General features: G+C 71.7%; 11 protein-coding genes and 1 pseudogene. 5 read left to right on the forward strand and 7 right to left on the reverse strand.

What is annotated here, in order from left to right; genetic code table 11:
* Window positions 1-72: 72 nt before the first annotated feature.
* Complete coding sequence (locus tag LZG04_RS27205; protein ID WP_233821897.1) at window positions 73-1,257, forward strand: MFS transporter; 1,185 nt, start codon at window positions 73-75, stop codon at window positions 1,255-1,257.
* A gap of 460 nt (window positions 1,258-1,717) precedes the next feature.
* Here LZG04_RS27205 and LZG04_RS27210 read toward each other — a convergent pair whose 3' ends face one another.
* Window positions 1,718-3,115 carry an MFS transporter gene (locus tag LZG04_RS27210; protein WP_233821899.1) on the reverse strand — a complete coding sequence of 466 codons (1,398 nt, stop codon included), beginning with the start codon at window positions 3,113-3,115 and terminating at the stop codon, window positions 1,718-1,720.
* 25 nt (window positions 3,116-3,140) lie between these two features.
* Window positions 3,141-3,914: a polyketide synthase dehydratase domain-containing protein gene (locus LZG04_RS27215; RefSeq protein ID WP_233821901.1), complete on the reverse strand. Its 774-nt coding sequence runs from the start codon at window positions 3,912-3,914 to the stop codon at window positions 3,141-3,143.
* 225 nt (window positions 3,915-4,139) lie between these two features.
* On the opposite strand from LZG04_RS27215, the gene LZG04_RS27220 reads away from it, so the two are divergent.
* Both LZG04_RS27220 and ahcY read left to right on the forward strand, forming a co-directional pair.
* Window positions 4,140-4,871, forward strand: a complete 732-nt coding sequence (locus tag LZG04_RS27220) for an enoyl-CoA hydratase/isomerase family protein (protein ID WP_233821903.1) — start codon at window positions 4,140-4,142, stop codon at window positions 4,869-4,871.
* A gap of 186 nt (window positions 4,872-5,057) precedes the next feature.
* Window positions 5,058-6,530 (forward strand): adenosylhomocysteinase, encoded by a 1,473-nt coding sequence (gene ahcY, locus LZG04_RS27225; protein ID WP_374202894.1) that lies wholly within the window; start codon window positions 5,058-5,060, stop codon window positions 6,528-6,530.
* 28 nt (window positions 6,531-6,558) lie between these two features.
* Here the strand turns inward: ahcY and LZG04_RS27230 are convergent, their stop codons facing one another.
* Window positions 6,559-7,239 carry a MerR family transcriptional regulator gene (locus tag LZG04_RS27230; protein WP_233821905.1) on the reverse strand — a complete coding sequence of 227 codons (681 nt, stop codon included), beginning with the start codon at window positions 7,237-7,239 and terminating at the stop codon, window positions 6,559-6,561.
* An 86-nt stretch (window positions 7,240-7,325) separates the two neighbouring features.
* Window positions 7,326-8,057 (reverse strand): class I SAM-dependent methyltransferase, encoded by a 732-nt coding sequence (locus tag LZG04_RS27235; protein WP_233821907.1) that lies wholly within the window; start codon window positions 8,055-8,057, stop codon window positions 7,326-7,328.
* 681 nt (window positions 8,058-8,738) lie between these two features.
* On the opposite strand from LZG04_RS27235, the gene LZG04_RS27240 reads away from it, so the two are divergent.
* Entirely contained in the window at window positions 8,739-10,085 is a 1,347-nt protein-coding gene (locus LZG04_RS27240) for an APC family permease (protein WP_233821909.1), read from the forward strand.
* A gap of 53 nt (window positions 10,086-10,138) precedes the next feature.
* Here LZG04_RS27240 and LZG04_RS27245 read toward each other — a convergent pair whose 3' ends face one another.
* On the reverse strand, window positions 10,139-10,540 hold the full coding sequence (locus LZG04_RS27245) for a heavy metal-responsive transcriptional regulator (RefSeq protein WP_233821911.1): 402 nt from the start codon (window positions 10,538-10,540) through the stop codon (window positions 10,139-10,141).
* A gap of 325 nt (window positions 10,541-10,865) precedes the next feature.
* On the opposite strand from LZG04_RS27245, the pseudogene LZG04_RS27250 reads away from it, so the two are divergent.
* Window positions 10,866-11,186 (forward strand): annotated as a pseudogene (locus tag LZG04_RS27250) (YnfA family protein); the annotation flags it as partial.
* An 85-nt stretch (window positions 11,187-11,271) separates the two neighbouring features.
* Here LZG04_RS27250 and LZG04_RS27255 read toward each other — a convergent pair.
* The gene (locus tag LZG04_RS27255; protein WP_233821913.1) at window positions 11,272-18,453 is read right to left on the reverse strand and encodes a type I polyketide synthase; all 7,182 of its coding nucleotides are present in this window, start codon (window positions 18,451-18,453) and stop codon (window positions 11,272-11,274) included.
* Complete coding sequence (locus tag LZG04_RS27260; RefSeq protein ID WP_233821915.1) at window positions 18,450-22,613, reverse strand: non-ribosomal peptide synthetase; 4,164 nt, start codon at window positions 22,611-22,613, stop codon at window positions 18,450-18,452. Before LZG04_RS27260 ends, LZG04_RS27255 begins: the two co-directional genes overlap by 4 nt.
* Window positions 22,614-22,683 lie beyond the last annotated feature (70 nt).

Raw genomic sequence — 22,683 nt, forward strand, 5'->3', positions numbered from 1 at the left:
CGCCTCGGCTGACGTGATCATGGCGACGCCGTCGTTGACCTCCAGCATGGTCGAGGTCTTAGCGTCGTCGCCATGATCACGACAACCGTCCCGGACGTGCGGCGACCGCCGAAGTCCCTGCTCGTGACGCTGCTCGGCGTCAGCACGATGACGATCATGGCCAGCGCCACGATCACGCCGGCGCTGCCGGGCATGGAGCAGCACTTCGCCGGCGAGCCGCACGCGCAACTGCTGGTGCGCCTGGTGTTGACGCTGCCAGGTCTGCTGATCATGCTGTCCGCCCCGCTGCTGGCCCGGCTGAGCGACCGCACGGGCCGCGTGCCGGTGCTGGTGGCGTGCCTGGCGCTCTACACCGCGGGCGGCGGTTCGGGCCTGGTGCTGGACTCGTTGACCGGGCTGCTCGTCGGGCGGGCGCTGCTCGGCGTCGGCATCGCGGGCATCATGACCACGTCGACCGCTCTGCTGGCCGATCACCACCCCACTGCGGAGCACGGCCGGGTGCTGGGTTTGCAGGGCGCGGCGATGGGTTTCGGCGGGGTCGTGGCGCTGCTGTTGGGCGGTGTGCTGGCGGATTGGAGCTGGCGCGGGCCGTTCGCGGTGTACCTGCTGGCGCTGCCGTTGCTGGTCCTGGTGCTCAAGTTCGTGCCCGAGGCGGCCGCGCAGCCGACGGAAGGCGTCACGGAGGGCACGCCGTGGCAACGGCGGTCGCTCGGCTTGTACGCGTTGATGTTCCTGGGCGTCGTCACGTTCTACACCGTGCCGACCCAGGCCCCGTTCTGGCTGGCCGAGGTGGGCGGGGCGGGCCCGGTGGTCGCCGGTGCCCTGATCGCCGCGGTGAACCTGGTGACGACGCTGGTGGGCCTGAACTACCGCCGACTGCGCGCCCGGTGGAGCTTCCCCGTGCTGGCGACGGGCATGTTCGCGGCGCTCGCCATCGGCCTGTTCCTCGTCGGGTCGGCGGGCACGCTGTGGACGGCCGGCCTCGGCATGGTCGTGGTCGGCATCGGCGTCGGCTTGCAGAACCCGACCATCAACGGCTGGCTGGTCGCCTCCGTGTCCCCCGGCACCCGGACCAAGGCGCTGGGCCTGCTGACCTCGGCCCTGTTCCTGGGCCAGTTCTCCTCACCGCTGATCGCACAACCCGTCATCGACACCGTCGGCCTCGGCACGACGTTCCTCCTGGCCGCCGCACTGGCCACCACCGTCACCGCCACCGTGGCCCTCACCCACCTCCCACGCCGCAAGGTCCGCCGGTAGTACGGACAGCACTGCGGGACCAGACCCGCGCCGACTGGTCGACCCCGTTCCACGGCCTGCCACCGCAGCCGACGCGCCGGCGCCGTCGCCGAACTGGTCGAGGCGGCCGTCGCACTGGCCGGTGCGTCCGCCGACGAGGTGCGCCCACCACATCGACGAACTGGCCCGGCTCGCCCACCAAGTACCGACCCGCGCCGTCCCTGCGCGGCGAGGAGTTGCCCAGCTGGAGGTCCACGAGGTTGCCCGCGTCGTTGACCGTGACGGTGATCTGCCCGTCCGCGCTACGCTCTGTCACCCGCGGGCCGGTCAGGGTCTCGCGGATCGCCTCGCTCCTGCGCTGCGCCTCGGCGAGCTCGCCCTCGCACCCGCTCGAGATCCGCTCCGGGTCAGTCATCATCCCTGCCGATGCTCACAACTCAACGTCACGGAATAGTAGCTGAGCGTATCGAGTGCCGGAGCATCACCGCGGTGTTGGGGGGTCGTCCAGGTCGCGGCGGATGGAGGTGGAAACGACGAGGGTGAGGACCGCTCCCGCTGTTGCGCACACGACGCCGACGAAGCACAGGGAGGCGGCGGACGCTTCGCGCACGATCGCGAGGTGGTCGGCGGTGAGAGGGACCGCTTTTCCTTCGACGTGCGTGACGACGCGGTGCTGGAAGAGGGCACCGAAGGCCGTGACGCCCACGGCCAGGCCGAGGTGGTGGCAGGTTTCGTCGATCCGGGTCGCCACATCGCTTCTCGAAGGGACGACCGAACGGGCGGCGAGGTCGCGGCGGAGTGGGATGCCCATGCCCATGCCGGCACCGAGCAGGACCATGCTCGGGAGAAGTGCCGGCCAGGCGCTGTCCGGGGCGACGAGGGCCAGCAGGCCCGCGCCGATGGTGACGAGCAGGGCTGATGTGCCAACCGCGACGCCGGCCGAGGTGTACCTGGTGAAGCGTCGGGTGACGAGGGCCGTGCCCGTCAACGTCACGGTGAGCGGGAGCAGGAGGGCGCCGGTGGCGAGAGGTGAGTGGCCGAGCGCGTCCTGGAGGTGGAGGATCGTCAGGAAGAGTGCGGCCAGGCCGATGGCGCCGGACGCGAACGTCGTCAGTGAAACCCCTGAGAACGTGCGGTTGCCAGAGGCACGTTGCGTCAGGAGGAACACGACCAGGAAGAACGCTGCCCCGGCGAACATCGCCAGGACCGGCGTGCTGGTCCAGCCGAGGACCTGACCGCGGAGCAGGCCGAGGACCGCGAGTGCGACGCAGCCGCCGAACAAGGTGCACCCCAGCCAGTCGACGGCACCGGCGGCGACCGGTCGGACCTCGCGCAGTGCCACCTTGCCGATCGCCTGCAACATCACCCCGGCGGGCAGGACGGACAGGAACACCAGTCGCCAGTCCACTTCCGCCAGGAGACCACCGACGACGGGCCCGAGCGCCACACCCAGCGCCGCGGCGGTGGACAGGAGGCCGAGCACCCTTCCCCGGGCCGCACCCGGGAGTTCGGCCAGCGTCGAGGCGGTCGCGAGCAGGAAGGCGGAGCCGATGCCCTGGACCCCTCGGGCGACGGAGAGCACGACCAGCGTCCCGGCCGCACCCGCCGCCACCGAGCCGCCGGTGAACAGCAGGGCACCCAACCGGAACGCCGACCGGTGCCCGAAGCGGTCCGCCAGCGCGCCGCAGGTCACCAGCGACGCGGCAAGCGGCACGGCGTGCGCGGCGATCACCCATTGCGGCCCGCTGAAGTCGGCACCCAGTCCGGCCCGCAAGCCGGGTAACGCCATCATCACCGCGGTGCTGTCGAGCATCACCAGGAACGTGGCGGTGACCGCGGCCACGAGGGTCCACCGCCGGGTGAAGAGCGGGGTGTCCATCTCGGATGTCCGTCCTGCGGGCGACTCAGCGGCCATCGCGCGCTGCTCCTCCCGACCGCTTCCCGCGGGCAGCCCGTCCCGGGGTCTTGGCGCCGGTCCGGTGGCGACGCATCGTGGAGAGGTCGCGGTGAGAGCTGACGACCCCTCGCAGTCGAACCACGACCGTGCCGTCCGCGGTCGTCGCGGTGTGCTGTTCACCGTCCTCTGTGGAGTAGCGCCGGAGGTCGAGGTGCGGGCCCAGCAACCGGGCCAGCTCGCGATCGTCCGCCGGAACCGGGACGTCGATCACCCGCACCGAGGAGAGGGCTTCCTGCGGGCCGGCGGAGCGGAGCAGCGCGTCCAGCGCGTCACCGGGGAGCAGGTACCCGTCGAACCGGTGGTCCGCCGCGTGCTCGGGACCGAGCTCGGGCCAACCGTCCATTTCGGGCTTTTCGGGCACGCCGAGGTGCACGGACAGCCGGGCGTACTCGACCGTCGGGACGGCGTTGACCGGCGGGCTGTCGATGCGGACGTCCACATCGTCACCTCGGCGGGTGGCGGTGACGTCGACGCGGCGCGGCCACCGTTCGGCGGGTGCGCGGAGCAGGCGCGGCAACGAGAGGTCCGAGTACCGGACCGGCGCCAGGTCCGGCGCGAAGGAGGCGGCCGCCTCGGCCGCGATCTGCACCAGTGACGCGACGGGCATGGTCGGTTGGCCGTTGACCAGGTGGTGGCGGATCTCGTCGTGGTGGTCGAGGTCGACCTCGACGTGCCACAGCGCCGCGGTGCCGTCGTATCGTTCGGGCTCCGGCAGGAACACAGCCGTCCTCGTCCGCCTGTTCTCGTCGTGCGGTGTGGACTGGTTGGGCATCATGACGTCCCGTCTCGGCGGGTCGGGAGGAGAGGTGAGATGAAACCACGAAACGCTCCCCGCCGGGAACCGCGACGGGTGCGCCCCGCCGGGCTTCCTCCTCCTGTCAGCGGTACTCGCCGCCGCTGTCGGCTGCCAGGGTCGGAAAACCCGTCCGTCCCATGAGGAGGTCCGATGCAGGCCACGCACGTCGAGGTGGAGCGGCACGACGGCGTCCGCGTGCTGCGGCTGGCACACGGCAAGGCCAACACCCTGACCCCCGACGTGTGCCGCGAGCTCACCGCCGCGCTGGCGGCCGCCGAGGTCGACGGGGACGCGGTGGTGGTGACCGGCGCCGGGGCGATGTTCAGCGCGGGCATCGACCTGCACCGCCTGCTGGCCGACACCGGTCGGGTCGGCGAGTTCCGCGAGGCGTTGGTGGAGAGCTTCTCGGCGCTGTTCCACTACCCGCACCCGACGGTCGCGGCGGTCAACGGTAACGCGGTCGGGGGCGGCGCGATCTGCGCGGCGGCGTGCGACTACCGGATCATGTGCCGGGGCCGCGGCCGCATCGGCACGCCGGAGCTGCGCGGGGGCATCCCGTTCCCCGACCTCGGCGTCGAGATACTTCGGCAATCCGCAAGCCCCGGGGTGCTGGTCGAACTGGCCCTGCGAGGCGCCCTGTACAGCGCTGACCAGGCGCGGGCCATCGGGCTGGTCAACGAGGTGGTGGACCCGGACCAACTGCCGGCCGCCGCCCTGGCGACCGCACGCGTGATGCGGCAGGCACCCGGCCCCCTGTACTCGTGGACCAAGCGGCAACTGCGCGGTGACGCCACCCGGCCGGACGTGACCGCGGTGTGGGACGACGACGCGGTAATCGCGAGCATCACCTCCTACGTGGAGGGCCTCGGCCATCGGCCCTGAGGACGGACCCCCGCTCGCACCGGGGCTTCGGTGGCTTGACTTGAACTCGGCTTCAACGCCGAGACTGGCCGGGTCGGAACGCCCCTGGACCCGCTGCGCCCGATCCGCTCCCCGGCCGCGGCCGGACGAGCCACGGGCGTTCCACAGAGGACCGTTCCGCACACCGCCATGACCAGGGGGAACCGCGTGACCGAAGTGGCATCCGACAAGTTCACCACGCGCAACGGCATCGACTTCGCCGTGGCGGACCTCTCCCTGGCCGAGTTCGGCCGCAAAGAGATCCGGCTGGCCGAGCACGAGATGCCCGGCCTGATGGCGTTGCGCCGCGAGTACTCGGAGGTCTACCCGCTCAAGGGCGCGCGGATCTCCGGCTCACTGCACATGACCGTGCAGACGGCCGTCCTGATCGAGACCCTGGTCGCGCTGGGCGCCGAGGTCCGCTGGGCGTCGTGCAACATCTTCTCCACCCAGGACCACGCCGCCGCCGCGGTCGTCGTCGGCCCCCACGGCACCGAGGACGAGCCCAAGGGCGTGCCGGTGTTCGCCTGGAAGGGCGAGACCCTGGAGGAGTACTGGTGGACCGCCGAGTCGATGCTGACCTGGCCCGACGGCGGCGGCCCGAACATGATCCTGGACGACGGCGGCGACGCGACGCTGCTGGTCCACAAGGGCGTGCAGTACGAGAAGGCCGGTGTCGTCCCGCAGCCCGAGGCCGACGACCCCGAGGAGTGGGCGCTGATCCTGGAGACGCTGCGCCGCTCGCTGGCGGCCGACAGCGGGAAGTGGACCAAGATCGCCGAGGGCATCCGCGGCGTGACCGAGGAGACCACCACCGGCGTCATGCGGCTCTACCAGCTGGCCGCCGCCGGTGAGCTGCTGTTCCCGGCGATCAACGTCAACGACGCGGTGACCAAGTCGAAGTTCGACAACCGCTACGGCATCCGGCACTCGCTGATCGACGGCATCAACCGGGGCACCGACGTGCTCATGGGCGGCAAGGTGGCCGTGATCTGCGGTTACGGTGACGTCGGCAAGGGCGCGGCGGAGTCGCTGCGCGGCCAGGGCGCGCGGATCATCGTGACCGAGATCGACCCGATCTGCGCCCTGCAGGCCGCGATGGACGGCTACGAGGTGCAGACCCTGGAGGACGTGATCGACCGCGCCGACATCGTGATCACCACGACCGGCAACAAGGACGTCGTGCGCATCGAGCACATGGCGGCCATGAAGCACCAGGCGATCGTGGGCAACATCGGCCACTTCGACAACGAGATCGACATGGCCGGCCTGGCCCGCTTCCCCGGCATCCGCCGGATCAACATCAAGCCGCAGGTCGACGAGTGGGTCTTCCCCGACGGCCACTCCATCCTGGTGCTGTCGGAGGGCCGCCTGCTCAACCTGGGCAACGCCACCGGCCACCCCAGCTTCGTGATGTCGAACTCCTTCTCCAACCAGGTGATCGCCCAGATCGAGCTGTTCACCAAGTTCCAGGAGTACGACAAGGAGGTCTACCGCCTGCCCAAGAAGCTGGACGAGAAGGTCGCCCGCATCCACCTGGAGGCGCTGGGCGGCAAGCTCACCAAGCTGACCAAGGACCAGGCCGAGTACATCGACGTCGACGTCGAGGGCCCCTACAAGCCCGAGCACTACCGCTACTGACGACGAGAGCGACGGCGAGGTCGGGCCATCAGGCGCCGGCCTCGCCGTCGTTCGCCGACGTTGCCACGTCCTCGGGTTCGGGCTCTCCGCACAGCTCCGAGACGAGCCGGCGAGTGGCGTCCGCGACGGCGACCTCCAGCACGGTGACCCGGCCCGTGCAGTGCAACAGGATCGTTGCGGGCCAACGACAGCTCGACTCGTGCGCCACGAGTCCGGCGAGGACGGCGGCCAGCGCCGGGCTGCTCGGGAACGTGAACGTGAGCAGGCCGTCGCCGTGCCGCCGGGCGTGGGGGTGCGACAGCGCCCGGGACCAGTGCTCCCGGCACGTCGGGTCGACCTCACGCGGGCGTTGGGACAGCACCGCCGACAAGCTCGTGACGAGCTGCGCGGAGAACGCGGACAGCTCCGCGACCCGTTCGTTGACCTCGGCGATCCTCCTGCGGAGGGTGTCCGGCACCTGGTCGAGGTCCGCGGTGCCCGAGTCGTCCCCACAGCTGTGGATCAGCTCCCGGATCTCGTCGAGGGCCAAGCCCATGTGCTTGCCGCGGGCGATGAACCGCAGCCGGTCGACGTCGCTGTCGCCGTAGACGCGATGGCCGCTGGACGTCCGGGACGCGGCGGGGAGCAGTCCCGTGCTCTCGTAGAACCGGATCGTGGCCGGGGTGAAGCCGGTGATCTCGGCGAGCCTGGTGATGCGGATCTTCGACACGGTGCCTCGACGCGTCCTCGGCCGAAGGTCTGGGGTGCGGTGCGGCGGGCCGCCCCGTGGGACGGCCCGCCGCGGTGCGGATCGACTCAGCAGTCGCAGCCCGAGTCCGCGTGCGTGTGGCCGTTGGACGCGGCGGACACGGTCAGCGGCTTCGTGGTCGTGGTGGCCGGGCGGACGGCGCGGCCGATGACCATGGCCTCGATGAACTCCCACGCGCCCGGCATCTTCGTCTCCTGGAGGTCCGCGATCTCCAGCGACGAGTTCTGCAACGTCTGCACCGTCGGCCGGTTGCAGTGGCACTCGTTGCCGAACCAGTACCACCCCTTCTGGATGATGTCCTGCTTGCGCGCCACCCGCGGGTCCTTGTTCCGCACGTGCTCCAGGAACAGGTACTGCCCGCCCGGCTTCAACACCCGCTCGATCTCCCGCAACGCCGGCTGCGGATCCGGCACCGTGCACAGGATCATCGCCGCCGCCACCGTGTCGAAGTACCCGTCCGGGTACGGCAACCGCTCCGCGCCCGCCACCACCAGCTGGACGCGCTTCGGGTAGTCGCGGGTCTTCTCCTCCAGCTTCGCCACCATGTGCGGGTAGGGCTCGGTCAGGATCAGCTCATCGACGGTGTCCGGGTAGTGCGGCAGGTTCAGCCCCGTGCCGGTGCCCAGCTCGATGGTCCGGCCGTACGCGGGCTTCAGGAACTCCGCGCGCTTCTCCGACAGGCCGTAACCCTCGACCTTCGCCAGGAACTTGTCGTACATCCCGGCGAAGACGTACTTCCCCCACGTCGCGTCGTAAGCCTTCTTCAGAAGGTTTGCCATGACCAGCCTGCCCTCCAAGCTGTCGACGAAGCGCAGTCCCCCGGCAAATGGGCGCGCGTGTTCGCGTCCGTTCGACGTCGCGAACGGATCGGTCCTGTGTGGTTGTCCGATGAGCGCTTCCGCGGCGGGCCGCCGAATCGTTCACCTGAGGCATTGTCGGTTCCCGGTCGCGGCGGGAGACCGGTTGAGTGGTTCGTGGTCATCCGGGATCACTTGCTGGTCGTAGTCTCGTAGTTGAACCCGGCTTCAAGTCAACCCCGCCACTCACCGGCATTCGCGGGCGGGACGCGGCCGACGTCACCCTTGTGGAGCAACGGTGTGTCGCGATCGGCGCACTTCGGCCACGGGAACATCACAGGTGCGACCGAAAATGCGAGCCTTCGTGCCACGACATTGCGGCGAGCGGGCGTTCGTTCTACGTTCGCTACTCGACCGGGACCAGTCGCGGGTTCCGGCCACTGTGGACGACCACCTCACGTGCTGGAGGTGGCGGCATCCCACGAACGCGGATATCCGGGGTCCTGTCGGCCGTCGATCGGCCTGCTCATCGCGCCCGCCCCACGAGGAGGTCCCGTGTCCCGCGCACACGAAGGTTCGTTATCCGGCCGCTCGACCATCGAACGGCCACGAGCTGCGGACAGCGTCGAAGAAGCGGTGTTCCCCGGTCGGAGCATGCTCCCCGTGACCGCGTCCTGGTGGACGTCGATCCTGGTGGCCGTCGGCGCCTCGCTCATGATCGCCGTGTCCATGGCCGAGATGGCCGCCGAGATCGGCAACGCCTCCATCTGGGTCTGGATCGCCACGGCGGTCGTCGGCGCCCTCCAGTGCCTGTTGATCGCCGAGCTGGCGTCGAGGTTCACCGGGCGCGCGGGCGGCACGGCCCAGTTCGCCTACCGGGCCACCGCCAAGGGGTCACCGACGCTGGGGGCGCTGTCGTCCTGGGCGTACTGGTTCGCCTGGACGCCCGGCATCGCGGTCAACCTGATCCTGGCCGCGACCTACCTCAAGTCGTTGTTCTGGCCGAGCGGCAACGTGATCCTGCTGGCGGTCCTCATCGGCATCGCCCTGTACTTCATCACCGCGCTCGGGCTGCGCCTGTCCACGATGGTCAACGCGGCACTGGCCGTGGTCGCGCTCGGCGTGGTGTCCATTGTGGTGCTGACGCCGGTGTTCCACCCCGATTCCTTCGACGTGGCCCGGATCCTGCCGACCCAGCTCCCCGAGGACGCGCCGACCGGCGGGTGGGGCGTGGCCGGCATCGTGCTGAAGTGGGTGTTCATCGCGACCTGGGCCGCCTACGCGGCGGAGATGGCGTCGACGGTGTGCGCGGAGATCAAGCGGCCCGAGCGGTACATGAAGAGGGTCATGTCGATCTCGGCGGCCATCGCGCTCGTCGCCTTCACCCTCGTGCCGATCTCGATGTTCGGCGTCGTCGGCGTCGAGGGCCTGCAGCGCGACCCGTTCACGGTCTTCGCCGAGATCGGCGGGATCACCCTGGGCCCGGCCGGCGAGTACGTCGTCGGGCTCGGCCTGGCCGCGGTCCTCGTGCTCGGCGCCGAGATCTTCATCATCGGCTCCTCGCGGACCATCCACCAGATGGCGCAGGACGGCCACCTGCCGAAGGTGTTCGGCCGCACGAACAAGCGGGGCGCCCCGGTGGGCTCCATCGCGTTCGACGCGGTCGTGATCATCATCATGCTGGTGGTGTTCGGCACCCGGGTCGTGAGCGTGGTGGCCGCGGCGACCTTCGGCTACCTGGTGGTGTTCGTCCTGCTGCCGATCGCGTACCTGACGCTGCGCCGCTTCCGGCGGGACGACGACGAGGGCTTCCGGCTGGGCAAGGCGTTCGTCGGGGTGGCGGTGGTGTTGTTCCCCTTCAACACCCTGCTGCTGGTGTTCGGCGGTCTCCAGTGGGGCGTCGAAGTGATCGTCGTCGGCTTGGGCGTGACGCTGGCGGTGATCCCGATCTCGTACTTCACCCGCAAGTCGCGGACCCGGGCCGCGGCACGCACCGGCGCCGCGGGCTGACCGCGTCAGGGGCGCCGCGACCGAACCCGGTCGCGGCGCCCCTGACGTCCGGGTCAACCGGCGATCTGGACCGGTGGCCGCCACACGCCCGGCTCGGGGTTCGGGCAGTTCGTGCTCGGCAGTTGGCCGACCATCGCCGAGAGCTCGTTCTTCAGCGCCTGCAAGCGCTTCATCTCGTTGTCGATCTCTTCCATGCGGTCCCGCAGCAGGACCGCGGCATCGCCACAGGGGCACGTCCCGGTGTCGCGGATCGACAGCAGGTCGTTGATCTCGCGCAGCCGGAGTCCCAGCCGTTGCGCCCCCTGGATGAACTGGAGCCGGTCGACGGCGTCCTCGCCGTAGCGCCGGTAACCGGCTTCGGTGCGCGGCGGTTCCGGCAGCAGGCCGACGCGTTCGTAATACCGAATGCTGTCACTCGGAACCCCGGTGCGCCGGGACAAGCCCGCAACCGTCATTTGCCCAGATTCCATGCCCCTGATCCTACTCCACCTCGTCGCTCGGGACGATCGCACGAAAGCGCCGGAGCCGGTCGTCCCATTGTCCGAACGATTTCACCGGGAACGGTCCCGGCACCATCAAAACCGGCGGATATGCAGTCCACTGGAATGAGATCATCTGCGGCACGGCGCTAATTCGCCCTGCCCGGGTCGCATTACCCACAGAGAACTGGGACGAACGAGTGAACTTCGACACCTGATCGGAGCATGGCCCAGGTCACGTTTCACATCCCGAATACTGGGCGTGTCCATTCATCACTTCAGCGTCACCTATCATGGCGCCATGCCCATCAAGACCGTGGTCCTGTTCGCGCTGGCCGCGCTCGCCGAGATCGGTGGGACGTGGCTGATCTGGCAGGGCCTGCGGGAGCACCGCGGCCTGCTGTGGTTGGCGGGCGGTGTGGTGGTCCTCGGGTTCTACGGTTTCGTGGCCGCGCTGCAACCGGACTCGAACTTCGGCCGCGTCCTGGCCGCCTACGGTGGTGTGTTCATCATCGGAGCGCTGGTCTGGGGCGTCGTGGTGGACAAGTTCCGCCCGGATCGCTGGGACCTCATCGGTGTCGGGATCTGCCTGGTCGGCGTGCTGGTGATCATGTTCGGGCCGGACCGACCGGAGGCCGATGCCCACGAGGCCGAGCCCCGGCCGACCTCGGCCGACTCGCTCGTGGACACCGGCCACCGGTGATCGGTCACAGCCGGACGACCTCCAGGTCGTCGGACTCGGGCACCTGACCCTCCCGGACGACCGCCTTCACCGCGATCTGCTTGCACAGGTCCTTCACTACGTCCCGGACGGTGCTGCCGTCGAAGAGCGCCTCGCCGGGCAGCGCGACCGACAGTCCGGTGAGCAACCGGTCCCGCAAGCGCACGCCCATGAGGGAGTCCAGGCCGAGGTTGGTGAGCTTGGTGTCGGCGAACCTCGACCGCAATTCCTCCCGGTCGACGGCGCTCAGTCCCAGCAGCACCGAGGTCTCGCGGAGCAGGAGTTCGGTGACCTGCGCTTCCGCGCCCTCCGGGTCCGTGAGGACCAGCTCGCTCACGTCCGGTGCGGTCGGCGCCGCCTGCCCGGTGGTCCGGGTGAGGTCCGAGAGCAGCGTGTGGGCGGCCGAGCCACCGTTGACGGCGAGGTAGCGGTCCCAGTCGACCTTGGCCAGGCCGAGCCGGGTGCGCCCGCCGGCGAGCACGGCTGACAGCACGGACGCTCCTTCGTCGTCGCTGATGCCCGGCAGACCACCACGGGCCAGCCGCTTCGCCGGTTCCTCGCCGGCCGCCAGGCCACCGTCCGACCACGGCCCCCAGTTGACGCCGGCGCCGGGCATCCCCCGCGCTCGCCGCACGTCCGCCAGCGCGTCGAGGAAGGCGTTGGCCACCACGTAGTTCGCCTGTCCGGCGGACCCGATGAGCGAGGCGAAGGACGAGAACACCACGAACAGGTCGAGCTGCCTGCCCCGGGTGAGGCGGTGCAGGTTCCACGCGCCGCGCGCCTTGGCGGCCAGGACGTGCTCGAACCGGGACCAGTCGAGGTCGGCGAACGCCCCGTCGTCGGTGGTGCCGGCGGCGTGGACGACACCGCACAGCGGCGGCATGTTCTCGGCGATCCAACCCAGGGCGTCGTGCAGGTCGCCCTCGTCGGCCACGTCCGCGGTCAGCAGCACGACCTCCGCCCGCTGACGGAGTTCGACGACCCAGTCGGGGTCCGGCTCGGGCCGGTTCCTGCCCACCAGCGCGAGGTGCCGCGCGCCGTGCTCGACCAGGTGCCGGGCGGTGACGCGACCGAGCGCGCCCCAGCCGCCGGTGATCACGAAGGTGCCGTCGGCGCGGAGGGCGAGGTCGACGGCGTCCGGCTCGGCGGCGCGCAACCGGGCTTGGCGCCACTCGCCGTCGCGCAGCGCGAGCCTGCCCGACCCACCCAGCCCGACGGCCCGGGTCAGCACGTCGGCGGGCTCCGCGGCCCCGTCGTGGTCGAGGTGGACCACCGGCAGGTCGGGGTACTCGGCGGTCAAGGCGGCGGCGAGGCCGGCGAGCGCCGCAGGTGCGACGCGCGGCTCGTCACCGGGCGTGCCGGCCGCGTGCTCGGTGCACAGGACGACCGTCGGCCGCCGGGCAGCCAGTCCCGGCAGCACCTCCCGGAGGGGCAGGACGGCGTGCCGCGCGGATTCTTCGAACGCCGCCAGGTCGTCACTCGTCGGTGTCGCCCCGATGACCACCAGCCCGGTGACGTCACCGGGCACGTCACGTCCCGCGTACTCGGACGCGGCGATTCCCCCGGCCCGCAGGCGCTGCGCCCAGTCCCGCGCGGTGACGTCGTCCGGCCCGATGATCAGCCAGTCGCCACCGACGCGCACCGGGTGCGCCGTGCCCGCCGGTACCCAGTCCACTGTGTACTGGCGCAACGGCGCGCGGGTCGCCGCACCGAAGGGGCGCAGGACGAGCCCGCGCAGTTCGGCGACGACAGCGCCGGTGGTGGAGGTCAACCGCACGTCCACCACGTGCTCGCCCGAGTCCCCGACCCCGCGGGACTTGGCGTGCGACCACACGTCGCCGGGCAGCACGCCGTGCACCACCACCTGCTCGACCGCGACGGGCACCAGAGGCGTCGGCAGGTCGGGGATGAAAGCCGCGGCGACGTGCAGGCAGGCGTCGAGCACCACCGGGTGCAGCGTGTAGAACCCGTCTTCCGGACGCCCGGTGTCCACGCTGATCCGCCCCACGGCCTCCTCGTGCCCGAGCCACAGCTGCCGCACCCCGCGGAACGCGGGCCCGTAGGCCATGCCCGCGGCGGCGAAGCGCGAGTACAGCGCGTCCGGGTCCTGCCGCACCAGCTCCCACGCCAGCTCCTCCGCCGGGCGTCCCGGCTCGGGCGCGACCGCACCGCGGCGCACCGCGCCGGCGCGTGCCCTGGGCGTCCACCGCGGGTCGCCGTCGCCGCGGGCGTAGCAGTCGACCGCTCCCCCGACCGGGTCGACGACGGCCTGCACGGCGGCCGGCCGACCGGGTTCGAGGACCAGCGCGCGGGTGAACCGGACGTCGTCGATCGTCCACGTGTCGCCACCGAGCACGGCCTTCGCGGCGGCGGTCACCCACTCGACCATCGCCGCGCCCGGCAGCAGGGCGGCTCCCCCGATCCGGTGTTGGTCGACGAACCACGGCCGGGTCGCGCCGATCTCGGCCGAGAACCACTCGCCTGGCGCGCCGGCGAGGTCGACGCGGTGCCCGAGCAAGGGGTGACCGGGCGCGTGGCGCTCCGCGGTCACGCCGGGGGTGTACCAGTGGCGGTCCGCCCGCAGGGGGTGGCCCGGCAGCACCGCCGGGTCCACGGGACCGCCGGTGGGCCGGGACGCGAGGGCGCCGCCGGCGCTGTGCCACGCGGCCAGCGACAACACCAGCCGCCGGTCGTCCTCGTCCTGCCGGTGGCCGCTGGTCAGCCAGGTCGCGCCGGGCACGGTGCGCGGCCCGAGCGGGGACAGCACGGGTTCGGGGCTCATCTCGGCGAAGTGCCGGACGCCGAGCCGGTCGAGCGTCCTCAAGCCCTCGGCGAAGCGGACCGGACGGCGCAGTTGGTCCACCCAATGGGCACCGGTCAGTTCCGCGGCACCGAGCAGCTCTCCGGTGAGGGTCGAGACGATCGGCACGCGGGCCTCGTGGTGCCGGACGTGCCGCGCCTGGTCGGCGAAGGCGTCGACCACGGGCTCCATGAGCGGCGAGTGGAACGCGCGGTTGACGTTCAGCCTGGTCACCTTCGCACCGCGGTGCACCCAGCGGGTCGCGACCCGTTCGGCGGCGTCCTCCGGGCCGGAGATGGTGACGTCCTCCGGGCTGTTGAACGCCGCGACGGTGACCTCACCGTCCTCGAGCTCGCGCAGCAGCTCCCCGATGTGCTGCGTCCGCACGGCGTACATGGCACCGGGCGGGGTCTGGTGCATGAGGCGGGCGCGCGACAACACCAGACCCGTGGCGTCTTCCAGCGTGAGCACGCCGGAGATCGCCGCGGCGGTGAGCTCGCCGAGGCTGTGGCCGATGAGGTAGTCGGGTTCGACGCCGAACTCCTGCCACAGCCGCGCGACGGCGTACTGGGTGGCGAACATGGCGGGTTGGCCGTAGCGGGTCTGGGTGAGGTCGACCAGGTCGCCCTCTTCGCCCGCGAGGGTGGGCAGGAGGGAGACGCCCAGGTCGCCCCGCACGATCGCGTCGACCCGGCCGAGGGCGTCGCGGAAGGCGTCGTGGCGGTACAGCGGCCTGGCCATGCCGGTGCGCGCGAACCCCTGGCCGGGGAACGACCACGCCAGCGGTCCCGGTCCGGTGTCGGGCACCGTGCCGGTCAGGACGAACGCGGACGGCGTCCCGGCGCGGTGCTCGCGCAGTGCCCCGGACGCCTCCTGCGCCGTGCGCGCGACGACGGTGGCGCGGTGCGGGAAGCGGGTGCGCCGCTGGGCGACGCGGCACAGCGCGGCGAAGTCGGCGTCGCGCTCGAGCACGTCGACCACGGCGTCGGTCAGCTCGGCGAGCGCGCGGTCGCTCTTCGCGTACAGCGGCAACATCCGCCAGGCGCCGGAGTCGCCATCGGTCGAGCGGGGAGGTTGTGGTGCCTGCCGGACGATCACGTGCGCGTTGGTGCCGCTGAAGCCGAACGAGCTGACGGCGGCCACGCGGGGCCCGTCCTCGTCCGACCACGGCCGCGGTTCGGTCGGGATGCGGCACCGGGTGCCGTCCAGCGCGACGTGCGGGTTGAGCCGGTCGAAGTGCAGGTGGGGCGGCACGAGGCCGTGCTCCACCGCCAGGATCGCCTTGAGCAGGCCCGCGACACCGGCGGCGGCTTCCAGGTGGCCCAGGTTCGTCTTGGCCGAACCCACCCACAGCGGGTTCTTCGCCCCGGGTGCGCCGTAGACGGCGGCGATGCCGGCCAGCTCGACGGGGTCGCCGAGGCTCGTGCCCGTGCCGTGGGCCTCAACGTAGCCGACGTCGCCCGGTGCCAGGCCGGAGCCGGCCAGCGCACGCCGCATGACCGCCTGCTGCGCCAGGGCGTTGGGCGCGGTGAGGGTGTTGCTGCGGCCGTCCTGGTTGACCGCCGAGCCCACCACCAGCGCCCGGATCCTGTCCTGGTCGCGTTCGGCGTCGGCACGGCGCTTGAGCACGACCACGCCGCAGCCCTCGCCGCGCACGTACCCGTCGGCCGCTGCGTCGAAGGTCTTGCAGCTGCCGGTCGGGGACATCATCCCGGCCTGGGAGAACGCCACCACGAGGTCCGGGTCGAGCAGCACGTTGACGCCGCCGACGATCGCGGTGTCGCACTCGCCCCGGCGCAGGCTCTCGCACGCATTGTGCACGGCCACCAGCGAGGAGGAGCAGGCGGTGTCGATCGAGGTGCTGGGCCCGGTGAGGTCGAGGAAGTAGGAGAGGCGACCGGCCGCGACGCTCAACGACGTCCCGGTGCCCGTGTACGCCCCCGGTTCCACGTGGTCGCGGACCATGAGCCGGCCGTAGTCGGTGGTGCTGATGCCGACGAAGACGCCGACGTCGGCGCCCGCGAGCGCCTCGGCCGGGACACCGGCGTCCTCGAGCGCCCGCCAAGTGGTGGCGAGCAGGAGTCGCTGCTGGGGGTCCATCGCCGCCGCCTCCTCGGCGGAGACGCCGAAGAACCGCGCGTCGAACCCGGCGACGTCGGACAGGAAGCCGCCCCACTTGGTGGTGCTGTGCCCCGGCGTCGGCGCGCCCTCGCGGTACCACGAGTCGGTCGACCAGCGGTCGGCCGGCACCTCGGTCACCGCGTCACGCCCCTCGACCAGCAACGACCAGTAGTCCCCGACCGAGTCCGCGCCGGGGAAGGCGCAGGCCATGCCGACCACGGCGATCGGCTCGGTCGGCGCGACGGGTTCGGCGGCGGTCGTCTCCCCGGCGCCCGTGGTGAGGGCGACGGCCAGGCGGAGGATCGTCGGGTTGCCGTAGAGCGTCGCGGGGTCGACGGGACGGCCGAGCCACGCGGCCAGGTCACCGCTGAGGCCGAGGGCTTGCGCGGAGTCCAGGCCCAGGCCGCCGAAGGTCGCGTCCACCGGGACGTCGGAGGGCGCGAGGCCGGTCCTGGCCGCGACGCGGGCACGCAGCCACTCGACGACGGACGCCGTGTCGCGGTCCTCGGCGACCTCGGTGGGTGCCTCGGTGGTCGGGGGGCCGGAGACGTGCTCGACCTTGAGCTCCCCGCGCAGGTACGCCTGCTTGGTGAACTGCCTGCGGACCTTGCCGCTGGTGGTCACGGGCAGTGACGCGGGCCGGATGAACACCACGGTGTCGATGGCGACGTCGTGCTCCTCCGCGACCGCGCCGCGCACCTTGCGCGCGACCTCGGCCAGGTCGTGCTTGCCGCGTTCGGTGCGCTTGACCTCCTGCACCACGACCAACCGCTCCTCGCCGTCGACGTCGACGGAGAAGGCCACGCCGAGCCCGCGGTTGAGCGCGGGATGGGCGTCGGTCATCGTCAGCTCGATGTCCTGCGGGTGGTGGTTGCGCCCGCGGATGATGATCAGGTCCTTGCGGCGGCTGGTGATGTAGACCTCGCGGTCGAGCACCGTGCCGAGGTCGCCGCTGCGCAGGTACGGGCCGGTGCCGTCGGCCAGGCGGGCACCGAAGGTCTCCGCGGTGTCGTCCGGGCGGTTCCAGTAGCCGGCCGCGACCGTGCGACCGCTCAGCCAGATCTCGCCCTCGCGGCCCTCCGGCAAGGGCTCGCGGGTCTCGGGGTCGACCACGACCAGCCGGGTGTCGCCGAGGGACGGGCCGTTGCTGAGCAGGCGCTGGCGACGTGGTCCCGGCGTGCCGGCGGGCACGACGTCGACCCGTCCGCGCGCGAAGCCCTCGACGTCGACCTCGACGACCCTCACCCCGTTGCGGGGCGGGTGCGTGGCGACCGCCAACGTCGACTCGGCCATGCCGTAGGCCGTGCGGAACGAGTCGGGGCGGAACCCGCAGGAGGCGAACTCGGCGGCGAACCGGTCGACGGTGTCGGCGCGGATCGGCTCGGCGCCCAGCGCGAGCACCCGCCAGGTGCTCAGGTCCAGCGTCGACTTCTCCTCCTCGGTGATGCGCTCGCAGCACAGGTCCAGGGGGAAGTTCGGGCTGAACGACACCGTCGCCCGGTACTTGCTGACGGCGGCGAGCCAGCGCAGCGGACGCTGCACGAACACCGGGGGCGGGATCATCACGGTGGTGGCGCCGAGCAGCAGCGGCATGAACAGCCCGGCGATCAGGCCGAAGTCGTGGAAGAGCGGCAGCCACGTGACGACGACTTCCCGCGAGTCCATGCCGAGGCCGGTGCTGAACAGCGCCGGCTGGTAGACGATGTTGTCGTGGGTGACCACCACGCCGCGGGGCCGGCTGGTGGACCCGGAGGTGTACTGGAGGTAGGCCACGTCGTCCGGGCCGGTCGCCGGTGGGCTCCAGTCGTGGGCGGCGAGGTCGGCGAGGTCGGCGACGGACCAGAGGCCGCAGCCGTACTCCTCGGGCAGGTGCGCCATCGGCCCGTCGGTGGCGGAGACGATCGCCAGCGCGGGTCGGCAGTCCTCCACCACGTGGTCGACCCGTTCCCGGTGGGTGCTCTTGGTGGGCGGGTTGAGCGGCACGGGCACGGCGCCCGCGTAGAGGCAGGCCAGGACGCTGACGACGTACTCGACGCTGGTGGGCAGCAGGATGATCACCCGCTCGCCGGTCAGGCCGGAGTGCTGCATGCGGGCGGCGAGCTCGCGGACGCGGGCGTCGAGCTCGGCGTAGGTGAGCCGGGTGTGCTCGGTCTCGCCGTCGGCGAGCACGATCAGGGCGATGTCGTCGGCGCGCTCGACGGCGTGGTCGCGCAGCACGTCGACGAACAGGGGGAAGTCGCGACTCACGATCGTGCCTCCAGCACTTGGTCGAGGTGGTCGCGCACCGCGTCCGCGACGGGGGTGACGTGCCGGTCGGTGAGCAGCGTGTAGTGGGTGCCCGGCAGGGCGACCCCGGTCGCGGTGCCCGTGGTGAGGGTGCGCCACCCCCAGTCGGCGTCGGCGGCGTGCGGGTGCCCGGCGAACTCGCCGACCACGCCGTCGGCGGCGCGGACGACCAGCACGTCGGCGCCGATGACGGCGGGCTTGTGGCGGCGGCAGGCGTGCACGACCCCGGTGAACACCGCGTAGGTGTGGCGCAGGTGGGCCTCGTCCACCGCGGCCGCGCGGCCGGTGCGCCGTTCGAGCACCTCCAGGCCCGCACGGAGGCGATCGTGGTCGGGCACGGCGAGCAGGGCGGCGCGTTCGGCCGCGGTCGCGTCGTCGGCGCGGAAGCCCAGGTCGAGGTCTTCGAGGAACCACAGCAGCATCGACACCTGGTCGACCTCGGGGGCCGGCACCGGAACGGGTGAGTCGAACACGAACAGCCGCCTCACGCGCTCCCCGTCCAGCTCCAGCTTGTGCGCGACGTGCGCGGCGATGACCGCGCCGGACGACCAGCCGCCGAGCAGGTACGGCCCGTGCGGCTGCACGCGGCGGATCTCCTCCGCGTAACGGACGGCGAAGTCCTCCACGTCCGCGGGCACCTCCTGGCCGGAGTCCGGCCCGGGTGCCTGTAAGGCGTACCAGTCGGCGTCGACCAGCTCGGCCAGCGCCCGGTAGGCCAGCACGCTGCCGCCCGCGGGGTGGACCAGGAAGACCTTGGGCGCGCCGGGGTTCTCCCGCAGCGGGACCAGCGTCGACCAGGACTGCGCCTGGCTCAGCTGCGCGCACAGCGCGGCGACCGTGCGCCCGGACAGCAACGCGCCCAACGACAGCCGCTCGCCCAGCTGCCGCGAGATCTGGCTGATCACCCGGAGGCCGGCGAACGACTGGCCGCCCAGCTCGAAGAAGTCGTCGAACACGCCGACCCGCGGCAGCTCCAGCACCGACGCCCAGATGGCGGCCACCTCGGCTTCGAGCTCGGTGCGCGGTGCGACGTACTCCCGTGCGGGCTCGCCGTCGACGGGCGCGAGCGCGTCGAGGGCGCGTCGGTCCACCTTGCCGTTGGAGGTCAGGGGCAGGCGGTCGAGGACGGTCACGTTGGCGGGCACCATGTACCGGGGCAGCCGCTCGGCGAGGAACTCCCGCAGCTCCTGGCCGTCGACCCCGGTCGCGGCGGCGAAGCCGACGAGCTGGCGGCCCGCGACGGTCTCCCGGACCGTGACCAGAGCCCTGGACACGGCCGGGTGCTGCGCGAGTACGTGCTCGATCTCGCCCAGCTCCACCCGGAAGCCCTGGATCTTGACCTGGAAGTCGGCGCGGCCGAGGAACTCGATCGTGCCGTCGGGCAGGTAGCGGCCGAGGTCGCCGGTCCGGTAGAGCCGCTCGCCGGTCCGCGGGTGCGTGATGAACGCCGCGTCGGTGCGTTCCCGGTCGTTGAAGTAGCCGACGGCCACCCCGACGCCGCCGATGTGCAGGTGACCGGGAACCCAGGTCGGCGCGTCGGCACCGGTCTCGTCCAGCACGTGCCAGGTCTGCCCGCCCAGGGGCTTGCCGTAGGGGATGCTGGCCCAGGTCGGGTCGACCTCGTCGACGGGGTGGTAAATCGACCAGATCGACGCCTCCGTGGCGCCGCCCAGGCTGATGACGCGCGCGTTCGGCGCGACCCGGCGGATGCGGTCGGGCAGGTCGACGGGGATCCAGTCGCCGCTGAGCAGGACCACCCGCAACGACGGCATGGTCAGGCCCGTGGCCTCGGCCTCCTCGACGGCGAGCTGCATGAGCGCCGGGACCGAGTTCCAGACCGTGACGCCGGCCGACCGGATGGCGGACACCCAGGCGCGGGGGTCGTGCAGCTCGGACGGGTCGGGCAGCACGAGCGTCGCGCCCGCCGCGACGGTGCCGAACACGTCGTAGACGGACAGGTCGAAGCACAGCGAGGAGATGCCGAACACGACGTCCGCCGCGCCGATGCCGAAGCGGTCGTTGATGTCGACGACGGTGTTCAGCGGTCCCCGGTGGTCCAGGGCCGCGCCCTTGGGCGTGCCGGTGGAACCGGAGGTGTAGATGACGTAGGCGAGGTCCAGCGGGTCGCGCCGGGCAGCCGGCTCGACGGGCAGCTCGGCGACCTGCGTCCCGACCACGTGGACGGTCACGTCCGCCATGCCGGCCATCCGGTCGTGCAAGGCGTCGACGGTCACGACGTGCTCGGCTTCGGTCGCCTTCAGCAGGTGCGCGATCCGGTCGGCCGGCCAGTCGGGGTCGATGGGGACGTACGCACCGCCCGCCGAGAGGACGCCCAGCACGGCGGCCGATTGCCGACAACCCTTCGGCAGCACCACCGGCACGAGCTGCCCGGGGATCAGGCCCGCGTTGCGCAGCGAAGCGGCCACGTGCGCGCTCTGCTCGTGCAGCTCGCGATAGGTGACGGTGTTCGTCGGCGTGCGCACGGCGACCCGGTCGGCCGAGTCGACGGCACGCTGCGCGAGCGCGTCGTGCAGCAGCCCGTCGGACACGTGGTGCGGCAGCTCGTTGAGCGCGCGGCGCGCGGCCAGGTCCCGGTCGGGGACGAGGTCGAAACCGGTGCGCCGCCACCACGTGTCGTCGCCGGCCAGTCCGACGACGAGCCGGTGGAACGCGTCGAGCATGGCGTCGACCACCCCGTCGGGGAACATCGACTCGATGACGTCCCAGGCGATCCACATCGTGCCGTCGTCCTGCTCCCAGAACTGGCAGTCCAACAGCACCTGCGGTGTTTCCAGGGTCGAGTAGGTCGGCCGGTCGAACTTGCCCATGAACAGGCCGCTGCTGATGACGAACGGGCACGCGGCCCGGCCCGGTGTGCGGCGGTGCTGGTTGAGCGCCTGGAGGACCTTCACCCCGCTCCAGTGCGTGTGCTGCATGTCCTGGAGCACCTGGGCGCGCAGCCGGCGTGCCTTGACCTCGAAGGGCTCGTCACCCCGCCAGTCGACCTCCAGCGGGTACAGGGAGGCGAAGTTGCCCATGACCTCGCCGATCTGCGGGTGCAGCGGCAGGCGGTGGGTGACCATGTTGTTCAGCAGGAAGTGCCTCGTCCCGCTCCACGTGGCGACGACCTCGGCGTAGGCCGCGTACATCACGTTGCTGTCGGTCAGGCCGTGGGCGCGGGCGCGCCGCTTGAGCGCGGTCCACTGCTCGGCGGACAACACGAGCTCGCGGCGGTTGAGCTCCGACCGGCCCTGTGCCTGCGTGCCGGTGGCCAGCGGGATCGACGGCGCGTCGGGCCACTCCGGGATGCGGTCCCGCCAGTACTCCTCCGACTCCTGCCCGAGGGGCGACCGCTCGATCTCCGACAGCGTGACGACGCAGTCGCGGAAGCTGATCTCCAGCTCGGGCAGCACGAGTCCGGGATCCCGGTAGAGCCCGAACACCGCGTCGAGGAAGCGGCTGGTGCCCATGCCGTCGCTGAAGAAGTTGTTGTTGTTGTAGTGGATGCGGGCGTCCCGCTCGCCGTGCAGGCTGATCTGGACGTCCAGCCAGGGCCACCGGTCCAGCGGCAGTTGCCGGCGGCGCACCCCTTCGCGGATCCGCAGCAGCTCACGCCGTGCCTGCTCGGCGGGCAGGCCGCGGAAGTCGTGGACCGCCGGCTCCAGCGGCACGAAGTCGGCCACGCGACGAAGGCCCATGTCCTCGGTGACCACGACCAGGTTGTCCCGCTGGCGGAGCAGGTTGCGGTTCACCGCGTCGACGAACCGCGCCACGTCCAGGTCGACCAGGTCGAACTCCATGTACTGGTGCGGCCGGACGTGGTACTCCAGCCCTTCGGCGGAGCCCACCAGGAACGAGGTCTGCAGGTCGGACAGCGGGAACGGCTCGTCGGCCGCCGCCGGGTCCGGCACCACCTGCGGCAGGGCGTGGGCGGTGCGCGCGGCCCCGGACAGCCAGCGGACGATCGCGGGTTTGTCGGCCACGATGCGGTCGCGCAGGTGAGCGGTCAGCGCACCCCGGGGTGCGCTGACCTCGAGCTCGTTGTTCCCGACGAGCCGGACCCTGATCTCCGTGCGTGCCAGTTCGCCGAGGATGGGCGGCATGGGATCGGTGGTGGTCATGGTGTCCCCTCGTCTTGGCGGATGCGCGTCGAAGGCCGTCGGGGCGTGGCTGCCGGGCCTGCCCCGGTGC

Source organism: Saccharothrix sp. S26, assembly GCF_021390395.1.
Taxonomy (GTDB): domain Bacteria; phylum Actinomycetota; class Actinomycetes; order Mycobacteriales; family Pseudonocardiaceae; genus Actinosynnema.

Excerpts from the sequence above, each read along its gene's own strand:
- LZG04_RS27210 (WP_233821899.1), bottom strand. The coding sequence starts at position 3,115 with ATGGACACCCCGCTCTTCACCCGGCGGTGGACCCTCGTGGCCGCGGTC.
- LZG04_RS27205 (WP_233821897.1), top strand. The coding sequence starts at position 73 with ATGATCACGACAACCGTCCCGGACGTGCGGCGACCGCCGAAGTCCCTG.
- LZG04_RS27245 (WP_233821911.1), bottom strand. The coding sequence starts at position 10,540 with ATGACGGTTGCGGGCTTGTCCCGGCGCACCGGGGTTCCGAGTGACAGC.
- LZG04_RS27260 (WP_233821915.1), bottom strand. The coding sequence starts at position 22,613 with ATGACCACCACCGATCCCATGCCGCCCATCCTCGGCGAACTGGCACGC.
- LZG04_RS27220 (WP_233821903.1), top strand. The coding sequence starts at position 4,140 with ATGCAGGCCACGCACGTCGAGGTGGAGCGGCACGACGGCGTCCGCGTG.
- LZG04_RS27235 (WP_233821907.1), bottom strand. The coding sequence starts at position 8,057 with ATGGCAAACCTTCTGAAGAAGGCTTACGACGCGACGTGGGGGAAGTAC.